General features: G+C 54.4%; 22 protein-coding genes. 12 read left to right on the forward strand and 10 right to left on the reverse strand.

Annotation, left to right across the window (positions count from 1 at the left end; translation table 11 throughout):
• Positions 1 to 58: 58 nt before the first annotated feature.
• Both CTZ24_RS15270 and CTZ24_RS15275 read left to right on the forward strand, forming a co-directional pair.
• Positions 59 to 1,138, forward strand: a complete 1,080-nt coding sequence (locus CTZ24_RS15270; protein ID WP_021185001.1) for a FecCD family ABC transporter permease — start codon at positions 59 to 61, stop codon at positions 1,136 to 1,138.
• The gene (locus CTZ24_RS15275; RefSeq protein WP_021185000.1) at positions 1,138 to 1,926 is read left to right on the forward strand and encodes an ABC transporter ATP-binding protein; all 789 of its coding nucleotides are present in this window, start codon (positions 1,138 to 1,140) and stop codon (positions 1,924 to 1,926) included. The genes CTZ24_RS15270 and CTZ24_RS15275 overlap by 1 nt, the downstream gene beginning before the upstream one ends.
• Positions 1,927 to 2,020: 94 nt before the next feature.
• On the opposite strand, the gene fghA is transcribed toward CTZ24_RS15275, so the two are convergent.
• Genes fghA through ptrR form a run of 3 tightly spaced genes read right to left on the reverse strand, consistent with a single transcriptional unit; the run spans position 2,021 to position 4,972 of the window.
• A complete protein-coding gene (fghA, locus tag CTZ24_RS15280; protein WP_208723960.1) occupies positions 2,021 to 2,863 on the reverse strand; it encodes an S-formylglutathione hydrolase in 843 nt (280 codons plus the stop codon).
• Positions 2,864 to 2,875: 12 nt separating this feature from the next.
• On the reverse strand, positions 2,876 to 4,000 hold the full coding sequence (locus CTZ24_RS15285) for an S-(hydroxymethyl)glutathione dehydrogenase/class III alcohol dehydrogenase (RefSeq protein WP_021184998.1): 1,125 nt from the start codon (positions 3,998 to 4,000) through the stop codon (positions 2,876 to 2,878).
• 60 nt (positions 4,001 to 4,060) lie between these two features.
• Positions 4,061 to 4,972, reverse strand: coding sequence for a putrescine utilization regulator PtrR (gene ptrR, locus CTZ24_RS15290; RefSeq protein ID WP_021184997.1), 912 nt, complete (start codon positions 4,970 to 4,972; stop codon positions 4,061 to 4,063).
• Between the two features lie 102 nt (positions 4,973 to 5,074).
• Here ptrR and CTZ24_RS15295 point away from each other — a divergent pair, with 102 nt between their 5' ends.
• The 7 genes from CTZ24_RS15295 to mglC all read left to right on the forward strand — a co-directional run bounded on the left by CTZ24_RS15295 (position 5,075) and on the right by mglC (position 13,310).
• Positions 5,075 to 6,205 (forward strand): YbfB/YjiJ family MFS transporter, encoded by a 1,131-nt coding sequence (locus CTZ24_RS15295; protein WP_208723961.1) that lies wholly within the window; start codon positions 5,075 to 5,077, stop codon positions 6,203 to 6,205.
• A 124-nt stretch (positions 6,206 to 6,329) separates the two neighbouring features.
• On the forward strand, positions 6,330 to 6,995 hold the full coding sequence (gene folE / locus CTZ24_RS15300; RefSeq protein WP_013509796.1) for a GTP cyclohydrolase I FolE: 666 nt from the start codon (positions 6,330 to 6,332) through the stop codon (positions 6,993 to 6,995).
• A gap of 52 nt (positions 6,996 to 7,047) precedes the next feature.
• Positions 7,048 to 8,202, forward strand: coding sequence for a DUF418 domain-containing protein YeiB (gene yeiB / locus CTZ24_RS15305; protein WP_021184995.1), 1,155 nt, complete (start codon positions 7,048 to 7,050; stop codon positions 8,200 to 8,202).
• A 147-nt stretch (positions 8,203 to 8,349) separates the two neighbouring features.
• On the forward strand, positions 8,350 to 9,390 hold the full coding sequence (gene galS / locus CTZ24_RS15310) for an HTH-type transcriptional regulator GalS (RefSeq protein ID WP_021184994.1): 1,041 nt from the start codon (positions 8,350 to 8,352) through the stop codon (positions 9,388 to 9,390).
• A 304-nt stretch (positions 9,391 to 9,694) separates the two neighbouring features.
• Entirely contained in the window at positions 9,695 to 10,690 is a 996-nt protein-coding gene (gene mglB / locus CTZ24_RS15315) for a galactose/glucose ABC transporter substrate-binding protein MglB (protein WP_021184993.1), read from the forward strand.
• A gap of 70 nt (positions 10,691 to 10,760) precedes the next feature.
• Complete coding sequence (gene mglA, locus CTZ24_RS15320) at positions 10,761 to 12,281, forward strand: galactose/methyl galactoside ABC transporter ATP-binding protein MglA (protein WP_021184992.1); 1,521 nt, start codon at positions 10,761 to 10,763, stop codon at positions 12,279 to 12,281.
• 18 nt (positions 12,282 to 12,299) lie between these two features.
• The gene (mglC, locus tag CTZ24_RS15325; RefSeq protein WP_013509791.1) at positions 12,300 to 13,310 is read left to right on the forward strand and encodes a galactose/methyl galactoside ABC transporter permease MglC; all 1,011 of its coding nucleotides are present in this window, start codon (positions 12,300 to 12,302) and stop codon (positions 13,308 to 13,310) included.
• A gap of 64 nt (positions 13,311 to 13,374) precedes the next feature.
• Here mglC and sanA read toward each other — a convergent pair whose 3' ends face one another.
• The 5 genes from sanA to CTZ24_RS15350 all read right to left on the reverse strand — a co-directional run bounded on the left by sanA (position 13,375) and on the right by CTZ24_RS15350 (position 18,184).
• Positions 13,375 to 14,094: an outer membrane permeability protein SanA gene (gene sanA, locus CTZ24_RS15330; protein ID WP_021184991.1), complete on the reverse strand. Its 720-nt coding sequence runs from the start codon at positions 14,092 to 14,094 to the stop codon at positions 13,375 to 13,377.
• 138 nt (positions 14,095 to 14,232) lie between these two features.
• The gene (locus tag CTZ24_RS15335; RefSeq protein WP_021184990.1) at positions 14,233 to 15,930 is read right to left on the reverse strand and encodes an NAD-dependent malic enzyme; all 1,698 of its coding nucleotides are present in this window, start codon (positions 15,928 to 15,930) and stop codon (positions 14,233 to 14,235) included.
• Positions 15,931 to 16,087: 157 nt separating this feature from the next.
• Positions 16,088 to 16,987 (reverse strand): cytidine deaminase, encoded by a 900-nt coding sequence (gene cdd, locus CTZ24_RS15340; protein ID WP_208723962.1) that lies wholly within the window; start codon positions 16,985 to 16,987, stop codon positions 16,088 to 16,090.
• 119 nt (positions 16,988 to 17,106) lie between these two features.
• Positions 17,107 to 17,799 (reverse strand): CidB/LrgB family autolysis modulator, encoded by a 693-nt coding sequence (locus CTZ24_RS15345; RefSeq protein ID WP_021184988.1) that lies wholly within the window; start codon positions 17,797 to 17,799, stop codon positions 17,107 to 17,109.
• Complete coding sequence (locus CTZ24_RS15350) at positions 17,792 to 18,184, reverse strand: CidA/LrgA family protein (RefSeq protein ID WP_208723963.1); 393 nt, start codon at positions 18,182 to 18,184, stop codon at positions 17,792 to 17,794. The genes CTZ24_RS15345 and CTZ24_RS15350 overlap by 8 nt, the downstream gene beginning before the upstream one ends.
• 151 nt (positions 18,185 to 18,335) lie before the next feature.
• Between CTZ24_RS15350 and CTZ24_RS15355 the strand changes: the two genes are divergently transcribed.
• Positions 18,336 to 18,689: an endonuclease domain-containing protein gene (locus CTZ24_RS15355; RefSeq protein WP_021184986.1), complete on the forward strand. Its 354-nt coding sequence runs from the start codon at positions 18,336 to 18,338 to the stop codon at positions 18,687 to 18,689.
• Positions 18,690 to 18,928: 239 nt separating this feature from the next.
• Here the strand turns inward: CTZ24_RS15355 and metG are convergent, their stop codons facing one another.
• Positions 18,929 to 20,962: a methionine--tRNA ligase gene (gene metG / locus CTZ24_RS15360; protein ID WP_036627651.1), complete on the reverse strand. Its 2,034-nt coding sequence runs from the start codon at positions 20,960 to 20,962 to the stop codon at positions 18,929 to 18,931.
• 153 nt (positions 20,963 to 21,115) lie between these two features.
• On the opposite strand from metG, the gene apbC reads away from it, so the two are divergent.
• On the forward strand, positions 21,116 to 22,228 hold the full coding sequence (apbC, locus tag CTZ24_RS15365; RefSeq protein ID WP_021186012.1) for an iron-sulfur cluster carrier protein ApbC: 1,113 nt from the start codon (positions 21,116 to 21,118) through the stop codon (positions 22,226 to 22,228).
• Positions 22,229 to 22,232: 4 nt separating this feature from the next.
• Here apbC and CTZ24_RS15370 read toward each other — a convergent pair whose 3' ends face one another.
• Positions 22,233 to 22,676 carry a GNAT family N-acetyltransferase gene (locus CTZ24_RS15370; protein ID WP_208723964.1) on the reverse strand — a complete coding sequence of 148 codons (444 nt, stop codon included), beginning with the start codon at positions 22,674 to 22,676 and terminating at the stop codon, positions 22,233 to 22,235.
• 225 nt (positions 22,677 to 22,901) lie between these two features.
• Between CTZ24_RS15370 and ahpC the strand changes: the two genes are divergently transcribed.
• Complete coding sequence (ahpC, locus tag CTZ24_RS15375) at positions 22,902 to 23,465, forward strand: alkyl hydroperoxide reductase subunit C (protein WP_013509781.1); 564 nt, start codon at positions 22,902 to 22,904, stop codon at positions 23,463 to 23,465.
• The last annotated feature ends 9 nt before the right edge of the window (positions 23,466 to 23,474 follow it).

A 23,474-nucleotide genomic window follows, 5' to 3' on the forward strand; every position in this document is an offset into this window, starting at 1 on the left:
ATTATCACCTGCTCTATTGTGGCAGCCGTTATGATTGCAACGGGGAACAGGTAGATCAATGCGTACCACGGAAGCCGCGCTGGTGGCGGAAAACAGCAACGATATCGATACCATGACGCGCTATCACCAGGTGCTGCGTCAGAGGATGTTGCTGATTGGCGTTCTGGTGCTGGCGATTCTGGCATCATTAATTCTCGATTTCACTCTTGGCCCGGCCGGTCTTTCACTAGATACCCTGTGGCAAACCCTGACGCACCCCGATAGCGTCGATGCGGGTACACGGGTGATTGTCTGGGATATCCGCCTGCCTTATGCGCTGATGGCGATTGTGGTCGGATTCTCGCTCGGGCTTGCCGGTGCGGAGATGCAAACCATCCTTAATAACCCGCTGGCCAGCCCTTTCACCCTTGGTGTCTCTTCTGCGGCGGCTTTTGGTGCGGCGCTGGCGATTATTCTCGGCATTGGTATTCCCGGCGTACCGGACCAGTGGTTTATCTCGGCTAACGCCTTTATCTTCGCGCTGTTTGCCGCGCTGATGCTGGACGGCATTACACGTTGGACGCGAGTCTCTACCTCAGGCGTGGTGCTGTTTGGTATCGCGCTGGTGTTTACCTTTAATGCGCTGGTGTCGATGATGCAGTTTATCGCCAGCGAAGATACGCTTCAGGGATTGGTGTTCTGGACCATGGGTAGTCTGGCGCGCGCATCCTGGGAGAAACTCGGCGTGCTAACCGCTGCGTTTGCCATTCTGCTGCCTTTCTCGATGCTCAGTAGCTGGAAGCTGACCGCGCTGCGTCTTGGTGAAGATCGTGCCATCAGTTTCGGTATTGACGTGCGCCGTCTGCGCCTCGCCACCCTGCTGCGTATCAGCATCCTTTCCGCGTTGGCAGTGGCGTTTGTTGGGCCGATTGGCTTTATTGGCCTGGTGGCGCCGCATATCGCCCGTATGATGTTCGGTGAAGACCATCGTTATTATCTGCCTGCCAGTGCGCTGATCGGTGCGCTGGTGCTGTCGCTGGCTTCTGTGGCATCGAAAAACCTGATCCCCGGCGTCATCATTCCGGTCGGTATCGTGACCTCTCTGGTTGGCGTGCCGTTCTTCCTGAGTATTATTTTGCGTCATCGGGGGAATGTGTGATGGAGCAAGGATTACGTCTCAGCCACTTTTACGCGGGCTACCCCAAACGCAAAGTCATTGAAGACCTCAATGTGCCACAACTGCCTCGCGGTAAAATCACCGTGCTGCTGGGGCCAAATGGTTGTGGTAAGTCGACGCTGCTACGTGCGCTGGCGGGGTTAAGCAAGGGGGAGGGCGAGTTGTGGTTGAATGGTGAAGAGTTGATGACTCAGCCGTTTGCCCGTCGTGCCCAGCGTGTGGTTTATTTGCCACAGACCCTACCCGCCGGGGTGCATCTGCATGTGCTGGAATCGATCATTGTCGCGCAGCGCGCTTCTGGTGGTCTGCACAGCGCAGCCAGCGAAGCAGAAATTATGCATCTGCTGGATCAGTTGGGCATTGCACATCTGGCCATGCGCTATCTGGACCAACTCTCGGGTGGGCAGAAACAGTTAGTCGGTTTGGCACAATCCTTAATTCGTCGCCCGGAGTTGTTGCTGCTCGATGAGCCGCTCAGTGCGTTGGACCTTAACTATCAGTTCCACGTTATGGATCTGGTACGCCGTGAAACGCAATTGCGCAATATCGTCACCGTGGTGGTGGTACATGATATCAACATTGCGCTGCGCCATGCCGATCATGCGTTGATGTTGAAAAACGGGACGCTGCTGGCTGACGGCGAGCCGGTTCAGGTGATCACGCCGGAGACGCTGGCTCAGGTTTATGGGGTGCGCGGCCGCATTGAATGCTGCTCGCGTGGTATGCCGCAGGTGATGATTGATGGGCTGGTAGCCGAATCTATCATTTAAGGCGTTCGTAGCGGCGCGATTTATCGCGCGTTTTTTTCGAGCTGCGTGCTCAAGACTCGCGCGATAAATCGCGCCGCTACGTAGGTTTTGTCAGTTACACCAGTAAATGCTTCGCGTGAAAACGCAGATGGTCTTCAACAAAGCTGGCGATAAAGAAGTAGCTGTGGTCGTAGCCCGGCTGAATACGTAACTCCAGCGGGAAACCCTGTTCACGCGCCACCTCTTCCAGACGTTCCGGACGCAGTTGATCCGCCAGGAACTGATCGTTGTCACCCTGATCGATCAGGATTGGCAGGCGATTTTCCACCTCACTCATCAACAGGCAGCTATCGTACTCACGCCAGGCGGCACGATCCTCGCCCAGATAGGCGCTGAACGCCTTCTGTCCCCACGGCACTTCCGTCGGATTTACGATGGGTGCAAAAGCGGACACCGAAGAGAAACGTCCGCCCAGGCGCAGCGCCAGCAGCAATGCGCCGTGGCCGCCCATCGAATGCCCCATAATCGACTGTCGTTCGCTCAACTTGAAGTTATCGGCGACCAGTGCCGGTAACTCCTTGCTGAGATAATCGAACATGCGGTAATGCGCGGCCCACGGTTGCTGGGTGGCGTTGAGGTAGAACCCCGCGCCCTGGCCCAGATCGTAAGCACTGTCATTCGCCACATCGTCACCGCGTGGGCTGGTATCCGGCATAATCAGCACCAGACCCAGCTGCGCCGCCACGCGCTGCGCGCCCGCTTTGGTGGTGAAGTTCTCGTCGGTACAGGTCAGTCCGGCGAGGAACCACACCACCGGCGGCGGTGTGTCGTCTTGCGGCGGCGGCAAAAAAATGCTGAAGATCATCGGGCAGTTCAGCACCGCTGAATGATGCCGCCAGCGCTGTTGCCAGCCACCAAACATGCGATGTTCTTCCAGCAATTCCAGAGTGGATGCCATAACGCCTCCTGCTTATTTGTTGAAATGCACCACCGAGCGGATGGATTTTCCTTCATGCATCAACTCAAAGGCGTCGTTAATCTCTTCCAGCGGCATGGTGTGGGTGATGAAATCGTTGAGCGCGAATTTCCCGTCGAGGTAATCCTGCACGATACCCGGCAGCTGGGTACGGCCTTTCACGCCGCCGAATGCGGAACCACGCCATACGCGACCGGTCACCAACTGGAACGGACGGGTGGAGATCTCTTCCCCGGCACCCGCCACACCGATGATCACGGATTCGCCCCAACCCTTGTGGCAGCATTCCAGCGCGGAGCGCATCACGTTGACGTTACCGATACATTCGAATGAGAAATCCACGCCGCCATCCGTCAACTCGACGATGACATCCTGAATCGGCTTGTCATAATCTTTCGGGTTAATCAGATCAGTGGCGCCCAGTTTGCGTGCCAGATCGAATTTACTGGTGTTGAGATCGATACCGATAATGCGGCCAGCTTTCGCCATTTTCGCGCCGATAATCGCCGACAGACCGATACCGCCCAGGCCGAAGATCGCCACGGTATCGCCTTCTTTCACCTTGGCGGTGTTCATCACCGCACCCATACCGGTGGTGACGCCACAGCCCAGCAGGCACACTTCTTCCAGCGGCGCTTCTTTGCTGATTTTCGCCAGCGAAATTTCCGGCACGACGGTGTACTCAGAGAAGGTCGAGGTACCCATATAATGGAAAATCGGCTGACCGTCTTTAAAGAAACGGGTGGTGCCATCCGGCATCAAGCCTTTGCCCTGGGTGGCGCGAATCGCCTGGCACAGGTTGGTTTTGCCCGACAGGCAGAACTTACATTTGCCACACTCCGGGGTGTACAGCGGGATCACATGGTCGCCGACGGCCACGCTGGTCACACCCTCACCAACCGCTTCCACGATGCCGCCGCCTTCATGGCCAAGGATCGCCGGGAACACGCCTTCCGGATCTTTACCCGACAGGGTATAAGCATCGGTGTGGCACACACCGGTCGCCACAATGCGCACCAGCACTTCGCCTTTCTGTGGTGGCATCAGATCCACTTCTTCGATTTTCAGCGGTTCACCAGCTGCCCAGGCAACGGCGGCACGGGTTTTAATCATGTTCATGCAATTCCTCTTCCTGTAGATGCGGGCCAAACAGCCCGTTGGTCGTGATAAGGGTTAAAATTACTCAGCAGCATGCAAAGGATGCATTAACTCATCATTGAGCGGCCGGTCGTCAAATTGTTCAATAATCAAATACTTCAACGCTTCCACGTTGGGAGTGAAGGCATCACGCCGCCACATCAGCCAGGTGGCGGTGTCGCGATACTCCGGTGGCAACGCGTGTTCCTGTACCCGAACTTTACCCGGCATCTGGTTCAGCACCGAGGCCGGGATCATCGCGACGCCGGCCCCTCCCGCCACACAGGCCATCATGGCGTGGTAGGACTGGATTTCCATCACGCTGTCCGGTGCGGTTTGGCTGTCGCGATACCAGGACTCAAGTTTGACGCGATACGAGCAGCTGTTACGGAAGGCAAACAGCGTGTCGCCCTGGGTATCCCGTGCGTTTTTAATCGGTTTATGTTCAAGGCTGGTGATCAGCACCATCTCTTCCCGAAAAGCGATACAACCGTTTAAGTCGTCGTGGGTGACCGGGCCATCCACCAGCGCTGCCGCCAGTGTACCTTCGCGCACTTTATCGATGATCTCCCCGGAGGTGCCGGTGATCAGCGAGAGCGCCACCGCAGGAAAACGCTGATGATAAGCCGCCAACAGGCCTGGCAGACGGGTTGCCGCAGTGCTTTCCATCGAGCCAAGGGCAAAATTGCCGCCGGGTTCGCCCGCGCGTGTCATACTCAGCGCCTCATCGCTCAACGCCAGAATACGCTGGGCGTAATTCAGAAAGTTATGGCCCATCGGCGACAAACGGATACGTTGTTTCTCGCGGATAAACAGATCCACTCCTAACTCTTCCTCCAGCTGACGCAGGCGGGTAGTGAGGTTGGAGGGGACACGGTGCAGTTGTTCCGCCGCGCGAACCAGCGAGCCGGTTTCGGCTACAGAACAGAACATACGTAACTGGACTAAATCCATATTCTCTTCTCGTAAACAACTTAGTTAGTATTATTCACTTTTCGTGAGTTTAAACATCGCGCATGCTTGAGGCAAGTGATAAAACAAGATCAGGGGTTGGTTATGCCGTTTCGCGTCGCGCTCAGCGCATTCTTAAGTTTAGTGGTTGCTATGGGGATTGGGCGATTTGCTTTCACGCCGCAGGTGCCGTTGATGATTCAGGACCATCAGCTGACCTTAACCAGCGCCAGCCTGGTGGCGGCGCTCAACTACCTCGGTTATCTGTGCGGTTCTTTTGATGCCATGCGCGCACGCAAACGCGTTGAGTGGCGTTTACAGATGGGGGTCTGGGGCGCGGTGGTGCTGACGTTGATCTCCGCCTGCGTCAGTGGCCCGTGGATGCATGGGCTGATCCGTTTCCTGATCGGTTGTGCCAGTGGTTGGGCGATGGTGCTGGTGGCGGCGTGGAGTAATGAGCAGCTGCTGCACCACGGTCGTCCGGGCCTGTCGGCGGCGGTGTTTGCCGGGCCGGGTACCGGCATCTTCCTCAGCGGCATGCTGGCGGTACTGCTGCACGCCATCGGTGCCAGCGCGGCGCTGGCATGGGGCGCTTATGGCCTGTTGGCGTTGGTATTGATTGCCGCCATCGCACGATTTCTGCCGCGCAAGGGCCAGCTCCATCGTCCCGATCAGGCACCTGCACCGTTGGTGCTGAATGGCAACCTGAAGCGACTGGTGCTGAGCTACAGCCTGGCCGGATTCGGTTATATTCTGCCCGCCACCTTTCTGTCGCAAATGGCTGCTGCGCGTTTCCCGCACAGCGCGTTTGCGCAGTTTGTCTGGCCGGTATTCGGCGGTGCGGCGGTGTTGGGGATTGTGCTGGGCATCCTGACCCGACATTGGGGCACCAGCCATTTTCGCCTTGCGCTGGTGTTATGGGCGCAGGCGTTGGGGGTGATTGCGGCCAGTGTTATGCCGGGGCTGAATGGCCTGATGATCGGGGCTGCGTTAATTGGTGGCGGCTTCCTGTGCGTGGTGCAGCTGGCGTTGCAGTATGGCCGCGAACTGGCTCCGCAGCATACACGTTATCTGGCCGGGCTGCTGACCACCGGTTATGCCGTCGGGCAATTGGGTGGGCCATTATTGTCGTGGATCTCCTCGCTGCTGTGGCATCAGCTGGAGCCGGCGTTGTGGGTAGCCGGAGCCGGTTTGTTGCTGGCCGGAGCTCTGGTGTTGCGTCGCGCGGCACCATGAAAAGCTTTCATCTCCAATCAGATTGATTGCTGGATTAAGGGCGCGGAGTGTTTCACAATACGCGCTCAGAATTTCCCCCGCAGGCAAAAATCTGCGGGCGCATCACCTGCCGGAGAAGAGTACGATGAGCACCTTAAGTCAGGAAGCCGCCCTGGTTCATGAAGCGCTGCTGGCGCGTGGCCTGGAAACGCCGTTACGCGCCCCGGTGCGCGAGATGGACGACGAAACCCGTAAGCGTCAGATCGCCGGTCATATGACCGAAATTATGCAGCTGCTGAATCTCGACCTGGAAGATGACAGCCTGATGGAAACACCGCATCGCATCGCCAAGATGTATGTTGATGAAATTTTCTCAGGTCTTGACTACGCCAACTTCCCGAAAATCACCGTTATCGAAAACAAGATGAAAGTGGATGAGATGGTGACGGTACGTGATATCACGCTGACCAGCACCTGCGAACATCACTTTGTGATTATCGATGGGAAAGCCACGGTCGCTTATATCCCGAAAGACAAGGTCATTGGCCTGTCGAAAATCAACCGCATCGTGCAGTTCTTTGCCCAGCGCCCCCAGGTGCAGGAGCGTCTGACCCAGCAGGTGCTGGTGGCGCTGCAAACGTTGCTGGGCACCAACAATGTGGCGGTGTCGATCGATGCGGTGCATTACTGCGTGAAAGCGCGCGGCGTCAAGGATGCCACCAGTGCGACCACCACCACCTCGTTAGGTGGTTTGTTCAAATCCAGCCAGAATACCCGTCAGGAGTTTCTGCGCGCAGTGCGTCACAACTAATTAATTTGGGCGGCGTTTGCCGCCCGTTTTCATTTTTCTCTCAGGACACCCGATGCAACGCTATCTCGCGCTGGATTTCATTCGTGGTTGCGCCATCCTCGGCATTTTACTGCTCAACATTGTCGGCTTTGGTTTACCTTCGGCGGCCTACCTCAACCCGGCCTGGCAGGGTGACATATCGTTGTCCGATGCCTGGACCTGGGCGATCATGGATGGCCTGGCCCAACTCAAATTCCTCACAATGTTTGCGTTATTGTTCGGGGCCGGTCTGCATATGCAGATCCCGCGCGGCAGCCGCTGGATAACATCGCGCTTATCGCTGCTGGTGCTGCTTGGTTTTATCCACGCGGTGTTTTTTTGGGAAGGGGATATCCTGCTGGATTATGGCCTGGTTGGGCTGATTATCTGGCGCATGCTGCGTGAAGTGCCCTCCGATCGAGCCTTGCTGCAAACTGGCGTGCTGCTGTATCTGGTGGGGTGTGGGGTGCTGGTGGTGTTTGGGGCGATTTCCACGCCGCAGCCCAGCCGTTCCTGGTTGCCGGGAGCGGCCGATCTGCAATATGAACGTTACTGGAAGCTGCTGGGCGGTTGGGAGACGGTGCAAAACCGGCTCGATCACCTTGCATCCAGCCTGATGGCGCTGGCATCACAATACGGCTGGCAACTGGCGGGATTGATGCTGATCGGTGCGGCACTGATGCGCAGCGGCTGGCTGAGCGGCCAGTTCAGCGTGCAGCATTATCGACGTGCGGCAGTGATGTTGCTGGGTGTGGGTTGGTTGATTGCCATCCCCGGCATCGTCGCCCAGTGGCACCTTGGTTGGGAATTCCTCTGGAGTGGCTTTTACTTACAGGTGCCGCGCGATGTGGCCAGCCCGTTTATCAGCCTCGGCTATGCCGCGCTTTGTCTGGGATTCTGGCCGCAAATCGCCCGCACGCGCATCAGCTTTGCCATTCAATGTGTCGGACGCATGGCGCTCAGTAACTACCTGCTTCAGACCTTAATCTGCACCACGCTGTTCTACCGTTTTGGCCTGTTTATGAAGTTTGACCGGCTGCACCTGCTGGCTTTCGTTCCGGCTATCTGGCTGGTTAATATCCTGTTTTCCGTATTGTGGTTGCGCGCGTTCCGCCAGGGGCCGATGGAGTGGCTATGGCGCAAACTGACCGCCCTTGCTGCCGGTAAATCAAGTAACGCGATCCCGTAAAGATAATGACGGCCATCACAAAGGTTGCAGAATTGTATGTAACCGTTTTCATCCGTGTGACGTAATTCACGCTGTGCCCACAAATGCCCTGACAGAATAGCGCCGTTACGCGCGCCAGGCGCATTTTCTCCTCTGTGGAACAGCTGCATGATAACGATTCGTGATGTCGCCCGTCAGGCCGGTGTGTCGGTAGCCACCGTCTCGCGAGTGCTCAATAACAGCAGTGCCGTTACGCCAGATACCCGCGACGCCGTGCTACAGGCGGTGGAAACCTTGGGATATCGCCCCAACGCCAATGCTCAGGCGCTGGCAACCCAGGTCAGCGATACCATTGGTGTCGTGGTGATGGACGTGTCTGACCCCTTTTTTGGTGCGTTGGTGAAATCGGTTGATACCGTCGCTCAGCGTATGCATAAACATGTGCTGATCAGCAATTCCTGGCATCAGGAAGAGAAAGAACGCCACGCGATTGAGGTGTTGATCCGCCAGCGTTGCAACGCGCTGGTGGTACACGCGAAAACGCTTTCAGACGCCGAGCTGGCGCAATTCCTCGAACAGGTTCCGGGTATGGTACTGATTAATCGTACTATTCCAGGCTATGAGGACCGTTGCGTCTGTCTGGATAATGTCACCGGTGCGCTGGTTGCCACGCGCATGTTGTTACAGCAGGGCCATCAACGCATTGGTTTCCTCAGCTCCAGCCATCCGATTGAGGACGTCGCGCAGCGCCGTGAAGGGTGGTTGCAGGCGCTGGCAGAGCAGGGAATACGCCCGCCAGAGAGTTGGATCGCCCAGGCTGAACCCGATATGCAAGGCGGTGAAGCGGCGATGGTGGAGTTACTGGGACGTAACCAACATTTAACCGCCGTCTTTTCCTATAACGACGGCATGGCCGCAGGCGCGCTCACCGCGCTGAAGGATAACGGCATTCAGGTGCCACAACATTTCTCCGTCATCGGTTTCGATGACATTCCTATCTCGCGTTATACCGATCCGCAACTGACGACGGTGCGCTATCCCATTGTTTCAATGGCAAAACTGGCTACCGAACTGGCGCTGAAAGGGGCGGCTGGCGAACTTGATCACAATGCCACGCATTGCTTTATGCCAACGCTGGTGCGTCGCCACTCCGTGGCCCAGCGGCAAAATGTGGAGTCCGTCACTAATTCAGGCGATGGGGCAGTGTAACCGTTTTCAATCTGTGATTGTATTCACAGTTAATTAACATGGCGCTCACTATGATGGCAGCGTCTTACCGGACTGAAACATTATGTAACGCCGGGTTTTCCTTCCCCGGTATGGTTTCAGCAGCCGATTGAAATGGTTCACAACATTCTTCAGGAAGCGGTTACGCACAGGGAAGTCAGGAAAACGATGGGGTTCGGCTTAAGCGTTATGCAACCACCCATCAGAGAGTTTCAACCGACTGCGTTGTCTGCCGCAGAGCAGCACGGCGCGATGAAATACCCTGCATAAAAAAACCGGAGATACCATGAATAAGAAGGTTTTCACGCTCACAGCACTGGTTGCCAGCATGATGTTTGGTGCAACTGCTCACGCCGCCGATACCCGTATTGGCGTGACCATTTACAAATATGACGACAACTTTATGTCCATGGTGCGTAAGGACATTGAGAGTGAAGCGAAGAAAGTGGGCGGCGTGCAGCTGCTGATGAATGACTCGCAGAATGACCAGTCAAAACAGAACGACCAGATTGACGTGCTGATGGCCAAAGGCGTGAAAGCTTTGGCGATCAACCTGGTAGACCCGGCGGCAGCGGCGGTGGTGATTGATAAAGCCAAAGCGAATGATGTGCCGGTGGTGTTCTTCAACAAAGAACCGAACGCGAAAGTGCTGGCCAGCTATGACAAAGCCTACTACGTGGGTACTGACTCCAAAGAGTCTGGCGTTATCCAGGGCAAACTGATTGAGAAACACTGGAAAGCGACTCCGGCGTGGGATCTGAACAAAGATGGCGAAATCCAGTTTGTGCTGCTGAAAGGCGAACCGGGCCACCCGGATGCGGAAGCCCGTACCAAATACGTTATTGATACCCTGAACAAAGACGGTATCAAAACCCAGCAGTTAGCGATGGATACCGCGATGTGGGACACCGCACAGGCGAAAGATAAGATGGACGCCTGGTTGTCTGGCCCTAACTCTAAGAAAATCGAAGTGGTAATCGCCAACAACGATGCGATGGCAATGGGTGCGGTTGAAGCACTGAAAGCACACAACATGACCTCTATCCCGGTGTTCGGTGTTGACGCCCTGCCGGAAGCCCTGGCGCTGATCAAATCTGGCGCGCTGGCTGGTACGGTGCTGAACGATGCGGAAAACCAGGCCAAAGCTACGCTGGATATGGCGAAAAACCTGGCTGACGGCAAGCCAGCGACTGAAGGTACCAACTTCAAGATGGTTGATAAGATCGTCCGTGTTCCTTATGTACCGGTAGATAAAGAAAATCTGTCCCAGTTTGTGAAGTAATCCGTCCTGGGCGCGGCGTTTCGCCGCGCCTTATTGCATCTGACCAACGCTTTTTTTAGCCAGGTAAATTATGGCCAGTGATAATCCGACCACACAGCGTGAATATCTGCTGGAGATGACGAATGTCTCAAAATCATTTCCAGGGGTTAAAGCCTTAGATAATGTGAATTTAAAAGTGCGCCCTCACTCAGTTCACGCATTAATGGGTGAAAACGGTGCCGGGAAATCCACATTATTAAAATGTCTGTTTGGGATTTATAAAAAGGATACGGGGAGCATCCTGTTTCAGGGTGAGGAAATTGATTACAAAAGCTCCAAAGAGGCGCTGGAAAATGGCGTGTCGATGGTGCATCAGGAATTAAACCTGGTTCTGCAACGCAGCGTAATGGATAACATGTGGCTGGGCCGCTATCCGCGCAAAGGCGTGTTTGTTGATCAGGATAAAATGTATCGCGATACCAAGGCGATCTTTGAAGAACTGGATATTGATATCGACCCACGCGATAAAGTGGCCAATCTTTCTGTTTCACAAATGCAGATGATTGAAATTGCCAAGGCTTTCTCCTATGACGCCAAAATCGTTATTATGGATGAGCCCACTTCATCGCTGACGGAAAAAGAAGTTAATCATCTTTTTACTATTATCCGTAAGTTAAAAGATCGTGGCTGCGGCATCGTATATATCTCGCATAAGATGGAAGAAATTTTCCAGTTATGCGATGAGATTACCATTCTGCGTGATGGACAATGGATTGCCACCCAGCCGCTGGAAGGGCTGGATATGGATAAGATCATCGCCATGATGGTGGGGCGTTCGCTTAACCAGCGCTTCCCGGACAAAATCAACGTGCCGGGTGAAGTGATTCTGGAAGTGCGTCATTTGACGTCGCTGCGCCAACCGTCGATCCGCGATATCTCGTTTGATCTGCATAAAGGTGAAATCCTGGGTATTGCCGGGCTGGTGGGGGCCAAACGTACCGATATCGTCGAAACGCTGTTTGGTATTCGCGAAAAATCGGGCGGCACCATCAAATTGCACGGTAAAGCGATTAATAACCACAGCGCCAACGAAGCCATTAACCACGGTTTTGCGCTGGTCACGGAAGAACGTCGTTCTACCGGTATTTATGCTTACCTCGATATTGGATTTAACTCGCTTATTTCTAATATCAGAAAGTATAAAAATAATATGGGGCTGTTGGACAATAAACGCATGAAAAGCGACACCCAATGGGTGATTGATGCGATGCGGGTGAAAACGCCCGGGCACCATACACAAATTGGATCGCTTTCTGGCGGTAACCAGCAAAAGGTAATTATTGGCCGCTGGTTGCTCACTCAGCCGGAAATTCTGATGCTGGATGAACCCACTCGTGGTATTGATGTTGGGGCAAAATTCGAAATTTACCAGTTGATTGCTGAGCTGGCGAAGAAAGAAAAGGGCATCATTATTATCTCTTCTGAAATGCCAGAACTGTTGGGCATTACCGATCGCATTCTGGTGATGAGTAATGGACAGGTAGCGGGCATTGTTGATACTAAAACGACCTCGCAGAATGAAATCCTGCGTTTAGCGTCATTACACCTTTAATGAAGCAAGGGCTTTAACATGAAAGCGACTACTAAAAAGAATGCGCTAACCTGGTTAAAAGAGGGCGGCATTTACGTTGTCCTGTTGGTACTGCTGGCTATTATTATTTTCCAGGATCCGACATTTTTAAGTTTAATGAACCTGAGTAATATTCTGACCCAGTCATCAGTGCGTATTATTATCGCACTCGGTGTCGCCGGGTTGATTGTCACCCAGGGTACTGACTTGTCGGCAGGTCGTCAGGTTGGCCTGGCGGCGGTGGTGGCAGCAACGCTGTTGCAGGCGATGGATAACGCTAACAAGGTGTTCCCGCATCTTGATACCGTGCCGATTCCGCTGGTGATCCTCACCGTGTGCGTGATTGGCGGTATCATCGGCCTGGTTAACGGTGTCATCATTGCTTACCTGAAAGTGACCCCGTTCATCACCACCCTTGGCACCATGATCATCGTTTACGGTATTAACTCGCTGTATTACGACTTTGTCGGTGCATCGCCGATTGCTGGTTTTGATGCGGGCTTCTCGAAGTTTGCTCAGGGCTTCTTCCGCTTTGGCGATTTCAAACTGTCATACATCACCTTCTACGCCATCATCGCTATCGTGTTCGTGTGGATTCTGTGGAACAAAACGCGTTTCGGTAAAAACATCTTCGCTATCGGTGGTAACCCGGAAGCGGCGAAAGTCTCTGGCGTAAACGTCCCGTTGAACCTGATTCTGGTGTATGCGTTGTCGGGGGTGTTCTATGCCTTCGGTGGGATGCTGGAAGCGGGGCGTATCGGTAGTGCTACCAACAACCTCGGCTTTATGTATGAACTGGATGCGATCGCGGCCTGTGTGGTCGGCGGCGTCTCCTTCGCCGGTGGTGTTGGTACGGTAGCGGGTGTGGTGACCGGTGTGATCATCTTCACCGTTATTAACTACGGTCTGACCTATATCGGTGTTAACCCTTACTGGCAGTACATCATCAAGGGCGGCATCATTATCTTCGCCGTGGCGTTGGATTCACTGAAATACGCACGCAAGAAATAACCATACCGTTAACAACAAGGGCCGCTATAAGCGGCCCTTTTGTTATTCCCGTAGCGGCATCGGGTTATTTCTTCAGCTTCTGTTCCAGTTCCAGCAACTGTTCCGGTGTGACTGCCGGATAACTCTGTGCATCCTCCGGCACTTCATGCAGTGCCGGGATTGGCACCAGCGGCCCTAAAAATCGCGGTTCACGTTTCATCAGATAAAGATCCGCCAGCGCACCCAGGCGAGCACCCACCTCGCGGAAACGCACTGTCAGCATATTTTTTGGCGAAGGCACGGCATAGCACTGCGCCTGGATCCCTAAATGTAAGGCGATAAACAATGCACGCTCGCAGTGGAAACGCTGGGTAATGATGATGAAATCGTTGGTGTCGAAAACCTTGCGGGTGCGCACTATCGAGTCCAGCGTACGAAATCCAGCATAATCGAGCACGATATCCGCTGGATCGACACCTGCTTTGATCAAATCGCGCCGCATGGTCATCGGCTCGTTGTAGCTTTGCAGCGCATTGTCACCACTCAGCAGCAGGTAATTCACTTTGCCACTGTTGTAGGCGTTGAGTGCGCCCTGAATGCGATACAGGTAATACTGGTTGATAACGCCGGTACGATAATACTTGGCAGTGCCTAACACCACGCCGACCTGCCGATGCGGCAGCGAGGCAACGTTTTCATAGATGTAAGGAGCCGTTTTCCAGCTAATCCAGCGATCGAGGCCAAGCGCGGTCGCCATCATCAGTAAGATGATGAAAAGCAGACCAATGAAAATGCGTTTAATCATGCACGCAGGCACTCGGTTGGCGGAAAAAGTAATGGTTAAAGGCTACTTTAGGCATCTGCGGGAAGCAAGTTAACGCCAGTTGGCTGGCGTTTTTTTAAGCACTGCCGGGCCTGTGTCACAGCCCGGCATGGAACAGCATCAGATTGAAGTACGACGATAGTGACGGTACTGCGGCAGCCAGAAGTTATTGTTGACGGCTTGTGACAGGACATCTTCTGAGGTCACCACCGCGACACCTGCCAGCTGCGCGGCTTTGCCCACTTCCATCGCAATCACTTTCGATACGCCCTGGATATCCTTGATCTCCGGCAGCACCGGACCTTCACCATCATTCACCAGCGGTGAACAATCAGCCAAAGCGCGGCTGGCGGTCATCAGCATCGAATCGGTGACGCGCGAAGCACCAGCGGCAATCACACCCAGACCGATACCGGGGAAGATATAGGAGTTGTTGCACTGGGCAATCGGATAAGTTTTACCTTTCCAGTTCACCGGTGCAAACGGACTGCCAGTTGCCACCAGTGCGGCTCCGTCGGTCCAGGCGATAATATCTGCCGGAGTTGCTTCAACGCGCGAGGTTGGATTGGACAACGGCATCACAATCGGGCGTTTGCAGTGCTTGTTCATCTCACGAATGATCTCTTCGGTGAACAGACCTGGCTGTCCGGAAACACCAATCAGGATATCCGGTTTGGCGTTGCGTACCACATCCAACAGAGAGATCGAATCACTGGTGATATCCCAGCCCTTCAGATTGTCGCTCTTCTGCACCAGACGGCTCTGGAAATCGAGCAGATTTGGCAATTTGTCGGTCAGCAGACCAAAGCGATCCACCATCAGGACACGAGAGCGTGCTTCATCATCGCTCAGACCTTCCGACTTCATTTGCGCGATAATTTGTTCGGCGATACCACAGCCAGCAGAACCGGCACCCAGGAACACCACTTTTTGTTCGCACAGGCGGCTGCCTGCGGCACGGCTGGCGGCGATCAACGTACCCACGGTCACCGCGGCGGTGCCCTGAATATCATCGTTGAAGCAGCAGATTTCATCACGATAACGTTCCAGCAGCGGCATGGCGTTTTTCTGGGCGAAGTCTTCAAATTGCAGCAGAACTTTCGGCCAGCGGCGTTTAACGGCCTGGATAAAATCATTAACGAAGGCTTCGTACTCTTCGCCAGAAATACGCGGATGACGCCAGCCCATGTACAGCGGGTCATTCAGCAATTGCTGGTTATTGGTACCTACATCCAGCACTACCGGCAGGGTATACGCCGGACTGATGCCACCACAGGCGGTATACAGCGAAAGTTTACCAATCGGGATCCCCATGCCGCCGATGCCGAGGTCACCGAGGCCGAGAATACGTTCACCATCCGTGACCACAATTACCTTCACGTTCTGTTTGGTGGCGTTTTGCAGCATGTCTTCGATGCGGTCGCGATTGTTATAGGAAATAAACACGCCGCGTGCGCGACGATAAATCTCGGAGAAGTGTTCACAGGCGGCACCGACCGTCGGGGTGTAGATGATCGGCATCATCTCTTCCAGATGATTGTCCAGCAGTCGGTAGAACAGGGTTTCGTTGGTGTCCTGGATATTACGCAGATAGACGTGCTTGTCGTTATTGTTCTTAAAATCCTGGAATTGACGCCAGGCACGCTCTGCCTGTTCTTCAATGGTTTCAACCGCTTCGGGCAGCAGGCCATTAAGATTGAATTCATTACGTTCTTCGAGAGAGAAGGCGCTGCCTTTGTTCAACAGCGGAAATTCCAGCAGGATCGGACCCGCGTAAGGAATATACAGCGGACGTTTACTTTCGTACTCGAGTTCCATGCAATGTTTGCTCCGGTTGCAGTGTTTTCTGGCGTGTCGCCGGGAAAGGTAACGCCAGCCTTTCTTATTGTGAAGTGATTTCTGGCGCCCGATCCTATGAAATTTCCTGCGGATGTACAGCTTTTGTTAATAAAAGGTCACAAAAGCGGTAAAAGGATCACTTAACTGCAATGGCTGACAAGGTTTCTGTTGCAAACGCATGACAACCCAGCGCCGCAAGTGTCGCACGCGTGGCATCTCGCTGGCTGAGGGTTGCCGTCTGACACTCCGCCAGTACCGCCTGCTGAATGCCATCCAGGGCTTCGTTATGCATATTCATCAGAATCAATGCTGCCTGTAGCGGTGGCAGGCTGGGATTAAACGCGGCATTTTCGGCGTAGCGTCCGGTAAAAATCTGCCCACTGCGACTGCGTAGCGCCACGCCGCTGTAGCTCTGACTGTAGGGTGCATGGCTTTGATTGGCGGCTTCGATGGCTGCCTGTTGCAGTGTATCGCCCTGCAAAGCAAAACCATGATCAACCGGGGTGAGCAAACGTTCGGCAATATTCAAATCTGCCGGGCCAAAGGCATCGGGCAGATAATCGCCAAGGGTGCGGATTGCCCGTCCCGGCAGGCTGACGCGAATTGCGGTGCCACTGTTCAGTTCATTCATAAACTGGCGGCAGTGCCCGCAAGGTGTGTAGTTGACGGTGATGGTTTCCAGCCGGGTTTCACCACGCAGCCAGGCATGGGTGATAGCGCTTTGCTCAGCATGTACTGTCTGCTGCAATGGGGCGTTGCGGAACTCCATATTGGCACCAAAATACCAGTTGCCACTGATGCCGCGCGCGATCGCGCCCACGTTAAAGTTCGACACCGGGGCAATCGCGCAGGATGCCGCCAATGGCAACAGCGCGAGAGCGAGGGCATCTGCATCCAGACCGGTAGCCTGCTGTAGCTGTGTCACTTCATTGGCATGCAGCACGCCATGAAAATCGGCCGCGTCCAGCAAGGGTTGCAGCGCCTGTTGCAGTCTGAGCGGCAGGGCAGAGAAAGCGGAAGTGAATCTTGGATGCATGATGGCCTCGTTACCTCGTCAGCGGCGGCACGCCGCCAGAAGGTTTATATGTGATCTATATCTCTCTGACAATGTAAGACGATTTGCGCGTTTCAACTTTGAGAGATCTCTCGCAAGTTTCATCCCAGCCAGTGCATCAGGACCGGGTAGAGAAACGGTGCCAGTAACGACGTAATAATGCCGCAAATCACCAACGCCAGAGAACTGAATGCCCCTTCCTGATAATCAATTTCCGCCGCTCGCGCAGTACCCAACGCATGCGAAGCATTGCCAATGGCTAGTCCCCGCGATGCTTTGCTTTTTACCTGTAACAGATTCAGCAGCATATGACCGAACACGGCACCCAGCACCCCAGCAATCAGCACGCAGATGGCGCTGATGGCGGGAATACCATGCAGCGAGCCGGACACGGCCATCGCGATCGGCGTGGTGACGGATTTCGGCATAATGGTGGCGGCGATCTCCGGGGTCGCTCCCAGCCATAACGCAATGGCGGTGCCGGAAATCATGGCGGTCAGGCTGCCAATAAAACAGACGCTGATAATGGTTTTCCAGCGCGCGCGGATTTGATGCATCTGCTCATACAACGGCAGGGCCAGTGCAACCACGGCAGGTTGTAATAATTGATTCAGCAGCGCACTGCCCGCGAAGTAACGCGCATAAGGCATATGGGTGAGCAACAAAATTGGAATCACAATCGCCATCGCCACCAGCAGCGGATTAATGATGGAGATATTGATTTTCGCGGCCAGCTTGCGTGCCAGGAAATAAGCGGCGAGGGTGAGGGGTAATGACCACCAGATGTCACTCATCGTTCGATTCCTTCCTCACTTTTGGCCGTTGCATCCGTTCAGCGCTCAGGCTCACCACCACCAACACCAGGAAAGTACTGACCAGGCAGGAAACCACAATCGGACCGAATTGGGCGGTAAGGATGTCGGTATAGCCCATCACGCCAACACTGATCGGCACAAACAGCAACGCCATGTAGCGGATCATCAAGTGGCAGCCAGGCTTGACCCAATCAACCGGCAGAATTTGCAGTGCCAGCAAGGCAAACAACAGCAACATACCGATGATGCTACCGGGAATGGTGATCGGGAGAAGGGCGGCAATGCCGATTCCGGCATAAAGAGCAGCGTAAATAATGACAAAGGCACGTAAATAGCGCCAGCAGACAGACAGCACGGTGGGCATGACAGGCTCCTGTTTTCTCAGGACTTCATCATACGCATTAAGCGCATAGCGTGCCAGAGATCACATTGCGAGACAGATTCCGGGTTTGGCGGCATTTCCAGACAGGCCCGGTAAAAAAGCATAGTCTGGCGGCGTTCATAAGGAGGTGAGAATGAAAAGAGCGATTCTGCTGCGACGTGAGCTTCGCAAGAATATGACTGAGGCGGAACTTCGGTTATGGCGTTTTTTGCGTGACCGGAATTTATGCGGGGTAAAATTCCGTCGGCAATACGCAATCGGACGTTACATTGTCGACTTTGCCTGTATCGAGCGTTTACTGGTTATCGAGCTTGATGGTGGTCAGCACGCTGAACAATCGACGTTGCACTACGATGAAGTCAGGACAGCCTATTTGCATCGTTGCGGATGGCGGGTGATTCGCTTCTGGAATAATCAGGTGTTTTGCGAATTAGATGCGGTGGTGGAGGAGATTTATCGGCAACTTAATTGGTCACCCTCACCCTAACCCTCTCCCGCTTGCGGGAGAGGGCCGCACAAACATCTCCCTCTCCCGCAAGCGGGAGAGGGCCGCACAAACATCTCCCTCTGCCGCAAGCGGGAGAGGGCCGCACAAACATCTCCCTCTGCCGCAAGCGGGAGAGGGCCGCACAAACATCTCCCTCTGCCGCAAGCGGGAGAGGGCCGCACAAACATCTCCCTCTCCCGCTTGCGGGAGAGGGCCGGGGTGAGGGTAACAGCAGCGTATTATTTTACCGGCATCCCCGGTTGCGCGCCGCTATCCACCGACAATACAAACAGGTCTTTTCCACCCGGTCCGGCTGACAGCACCATGCCTTCCGAGATACCAAAACGCATCTTACGCGGTGCCAGGTTGGCAACGATGATGGTCATCTTGCCGACCAACACGGACGGATCCGGATAGGCAGCACGGATACCCGAGAAGATCTGACGTTTTTCGCCGCCAAGATCCAGCTCCAGACGCAGCAATTTATCCGAACCCTCCACCAGCTCAGCCTTCTCGATCAGCGCCACGCGCATATCGACTTTAGCGAAATCATCAATGGTGATGGCATCGCCAATCGGCGCGTCAGCCAAAGGTCCGGTAACAGCCGGTTTGTTGGCCGCGGCAGCATCTTCTTTTGATGCTTCAACCAGGGCGTCGACTTTAGCCATCTCAATGCGGCCATACAGCGCTTTGAACGGTGCCACGTTGTGATCCAACAGCGGTTGCTGAATGGCATCCCAGCTCAATTCGCTTTGCAGGAAGGCTTCTGCACGCGCGCTGAGCGACGGCAGTACCGGCTTCAGCCAGGTCATCAGTACGCGGAACAGGTTGATACCCATTGAACAGATGGCTTGCAGGTCAGCGTCACGGCCTTCCTGTTTCGCTACCACCCACGGTGCCTGCTCATCCACATAACGGTTGGCGAGATCCGCCAGCGCCATGATTTCACGGATTGCGCGGTTATATTCACGGCTGGCCCAGGCTTCGCCGATCTTCTCAGAAGCATCGATAAAGGTCTGATACAACGCAGGGTCCGCCAGCTCAGCCGACAGTTTGCCGCCAAAGCGTTTGGTCAGGAAGCCCGCGTTACGTGACGCCAGGTTCACCACTTTGTTGACGATGTCTGCGTTGACGCGCTGGACGAAGTCTTCCAGATTCAGATCGATATCATCAATGCGTGAAGAGAGCTTCGCCGCGTAGTAGTAACGCAGGCTGTCGGCATCCAGGTGCTGCAACCAGGTGCTGGCCTTGATGAAGGTGCCGCGTGATTTCGACATCTTCGCGCCGTTTACCGTCACATAGCCGTGTACAAACAGGTTAGTCGGCTTACGGTATTGGCTGCCTTCCAGCATCGCTGGCCAGAACAGGCTGTGGAAATAAACGATATCTTTGCCAATAAAGTGATACAGCTCGGTAGTGGAATCTTGTTTCCAGAATTCGTCAAAATCGATATTGCCGCGTTTGTCGCACAGGTTCTTAAAGGAACCCATATAGCCGATAGGCGCATCAAGCCATACGTAGAAATATTTGCCCGGAGCATCAGGGATTTCGAAGCCGAAATACGGGGCATCACGCGAGATGTCCCACTGTTGCAGGCCAGACTCGAACCACTCCTGCATCTTGTTCGCCACTTGCTCCTGCAACGCGCCAGAACGGGTCCATGCCTGAAGCATTTCACTGAAAGACGGCAGGTCGAAGAAGAAGTGTTCGGAATCACGCATCACCGGTGTCGCACCAGAGACGACGGATTTTGGCTCGATCAATTCCGTCGGGCTGTAGGTCGCGCCACAGACTTCACAGTTGTCACCATACTGATCCGGCGATTTACATTTCGGGCAGGTACCTTTGACGAAACGGTCAGGCAGGAACATGCCTTTTTCCGGGTCGAACAGTTGAGAAATGGTGCGATTTTTAATAAAGCCGTTCTCTTTCAGACGGCGATAAATCAGCTCCGACAGCTGGCGGTTCTCATCGCCGTGCGTCGAGTGATAGTTGTCATAGCTGATGTCGAAGCCGGCGAAATCTGTCTCGTGTTCCTGCTTCATCTCAGCAATCATCTGCTCAGGCGCGATACCGAGCTGCTGGGCTTTCAGCATGATCGGTGTGCCGTGCGCATCATCAGCGCAGATGAAGTAAACCTGATTGCCACGCATTCGCTGGTAACGCACCCAAATGTCTGCCTGGATATGCTCGAGCATGTGGCCGAGATGGATTGAACCGTTCGCGTATGGCAGCGCGCACGTTACCAGAATTTTTTTAGCGACTTGAGTCATAGTTTGCGTAGCTTTCTGTAAATGAAAAATCGGGCTTAAGATGTTAACCGAAGCACTCTCTGGGGACAACCACGGTCACATTTAGCGCCTATCTGATATTATTGAAAACACATCGCTGAAATTCAGCGTCAGAATAAAGAGTAAGGAGCGGGGATGACTTCACTATCCCGGGAACAATATTCACCCGAGGCCCTACGTGCCGTGGTGATGGGCGTGCTGAGTGGCTTTGAACACCCGACACTGCAACACAATCTGACCACCCTGAAAGCGTTGCGCCATGTGGCGTTACTGGATGGCAAACTGCATCTTGAACTGGTGATGCCTTTCGCCTGGGCCAGTGCGTTTGAAGAGTTGAAAGCACAGACCAGTGGCGAGCTGCTGCGACTGACGCAGAGCGATGCCATTGACTGGCGGCTACGGCACGATATCGCCACGCTGAAGCGGGTGAAAAATCATCCCGGAGCCACCGGAGTGAAAAATATCATCGCCGTGAGTTCAGGCAAGGGCGGCGTCGGTAAATCGAGTACCGCGGTGAATATGGCGCTGGCATTGGCGGCGGAAGGCGCGCGCGTCGGCATCCTTGATGCGGATATTTACGGTCCGTCGATCCCGAATATGCTCGGCACCGAAAACCAACGACCGACCTCGCCAGATGGCACCCATATGGCACCGATTATGGCGCACGGGCTGGCAACTAACTCGATTGGTTATCTGGTGACGGATGACAACGCGATGGTGTGGCGTGGCCCTATGGCCAGCAAGGCACTGATGCAGTTGCTGAATGAAACCTTGTGGCCGGATCTGGATTATCTGGTGCTGGATATGCCGCCCGGCACTGGCGATATCCAGCTGACGCTGGCACAGAATGTGCCCGTCACGGGTGCGCTGGTGGTCACTACGCCCCAGGACATTGCGTTAATTGATGCACGCAAAGGGATTGTGATGTTCGAGAAGGTCAACGTGCCGGTACTTGGCGTGGTGGAGAACATGAGCATTCATATCTGTAGCGAATGCGGTCATCATGAGCCGATCTTTGGCACTGGCGGGGCACAAAAGCTGGCGCAGGATTACAACACCCGTCTGCTGGCTCAGTTGCCTTTGCATATTAACTTGCGTGAGGATCTGGATGATGGCGAGCCGACGGTGATCCGCCGTCCCGATAGCGAGTTTACCGCGTTGTATCGCCAACTGGCGGGACGTGTCGCCGCGCAGCTTTACTGGCAGGGGGAAGTAATCCCCGGCGATATCGCCTTCCGCGCGGTTTAAGGGTTCAGGTTCCGCTGGTGCGTGTCGCCAGCGGATAGTGCATCAACAGATATTTCCCCTGATCGCTTTCACCTTGCGCCACCTTTTGCCAGCCATGTTGCAGATAAAAGCGTTGCGCCGGCACATTCAGCAGCAAACATTTTAACGCGCCGGTGCCGGTAAAACGTGCCTGCACGGCTTTCAGCAATGCACTGCCAACGCCCTGGCCCTGAAAAGCCGGGTCAACATACAGGCTATGCAGGAAATTATCATTATCCAGCACCCCGGCAAACCCGGCGCGATGTCCGTCCACCTCGGCCACCAGCACCGTCTCACCGAGGATCACCCGGTCAAAATCTTCCAACTGCCAGTCATCCCCCTTAAGCCAGGTCCAGTTGGAACGGCGTGCGGCGAGGAACAACGTGCGCAGAAAAGGGCGATCAGCTTCCTGAAAAAATCGGATTTGCACAGATAAACTCCAGCAGGCGGTTAACTCAAAAGTAGCAGCGATGCGGCAAAAAGATAAACCACGTTAAATCAGGGTTATTTCTGTGTAGAATGCCGCGGCAGGCCGCACCCCTCGGGCCTTACCGCGTTTGATAGCTTTTGTTTATCCAATTGATAACGGCTGCATATTAGATGTTGGCCCGAAAATTATGTAACCTGCATCACATCTTTTAACGGAGGTCACCCGATGTCTATCATTAACACCAAAATTAAACCGTTCAAAAACGCAGCATTCAAAAACGGCGAATTTATCGACGTAACCGAGAAAGACGTTGAGGGTAAATGGAGTGTTTTCTTCTTCTACCCAGCTGACTTTACCTTCGTTTGCCCGACCGAACTGGGCGACGTGGCTGATCATCACGAAGAATTCCAGAAACTGGGCGTAGATATCTACTCTGTTTCTACCGACACCCACTTTACCCACAAAGCCTGGCACGGTTCTTCTGAAACCATCGCGAAAATCAAATACGCGATGATCGGTGACCCGACTGGTGCGCTGACCCGTAACTTCGAAATCATGCGTGAAGCAGAAGGTCTGGCAGATCGTGGTACCTTCATCGTTGACCCGGAAGGCATCATCCAGGCTATCGAAATCACCGCAGAAGGCATTGGCCGTGACGCATCTGACCTGCTGCGTAAAGTGAAAGCGGCTCAGTATGTTGCTTCTCACCCAGGTGAAGTTTGCCCGGCTAAATGGCAGGAAGGCGACGCAACTCTGGCTCCGTCACTGGACCTGGTTGGCAAAATCTAAGCAACCTCC

Source organism: Pantoea phytobeneficialis (genome assembly GCF_009728735.1).
Classification (GTDB): domain Bacteria; phylum Pseudomonadota; class Gammaproteobacteria; order Enterobacterales; family Enterobacteriaceae; genus Pantoea; species Pantoea phytobeneficialis.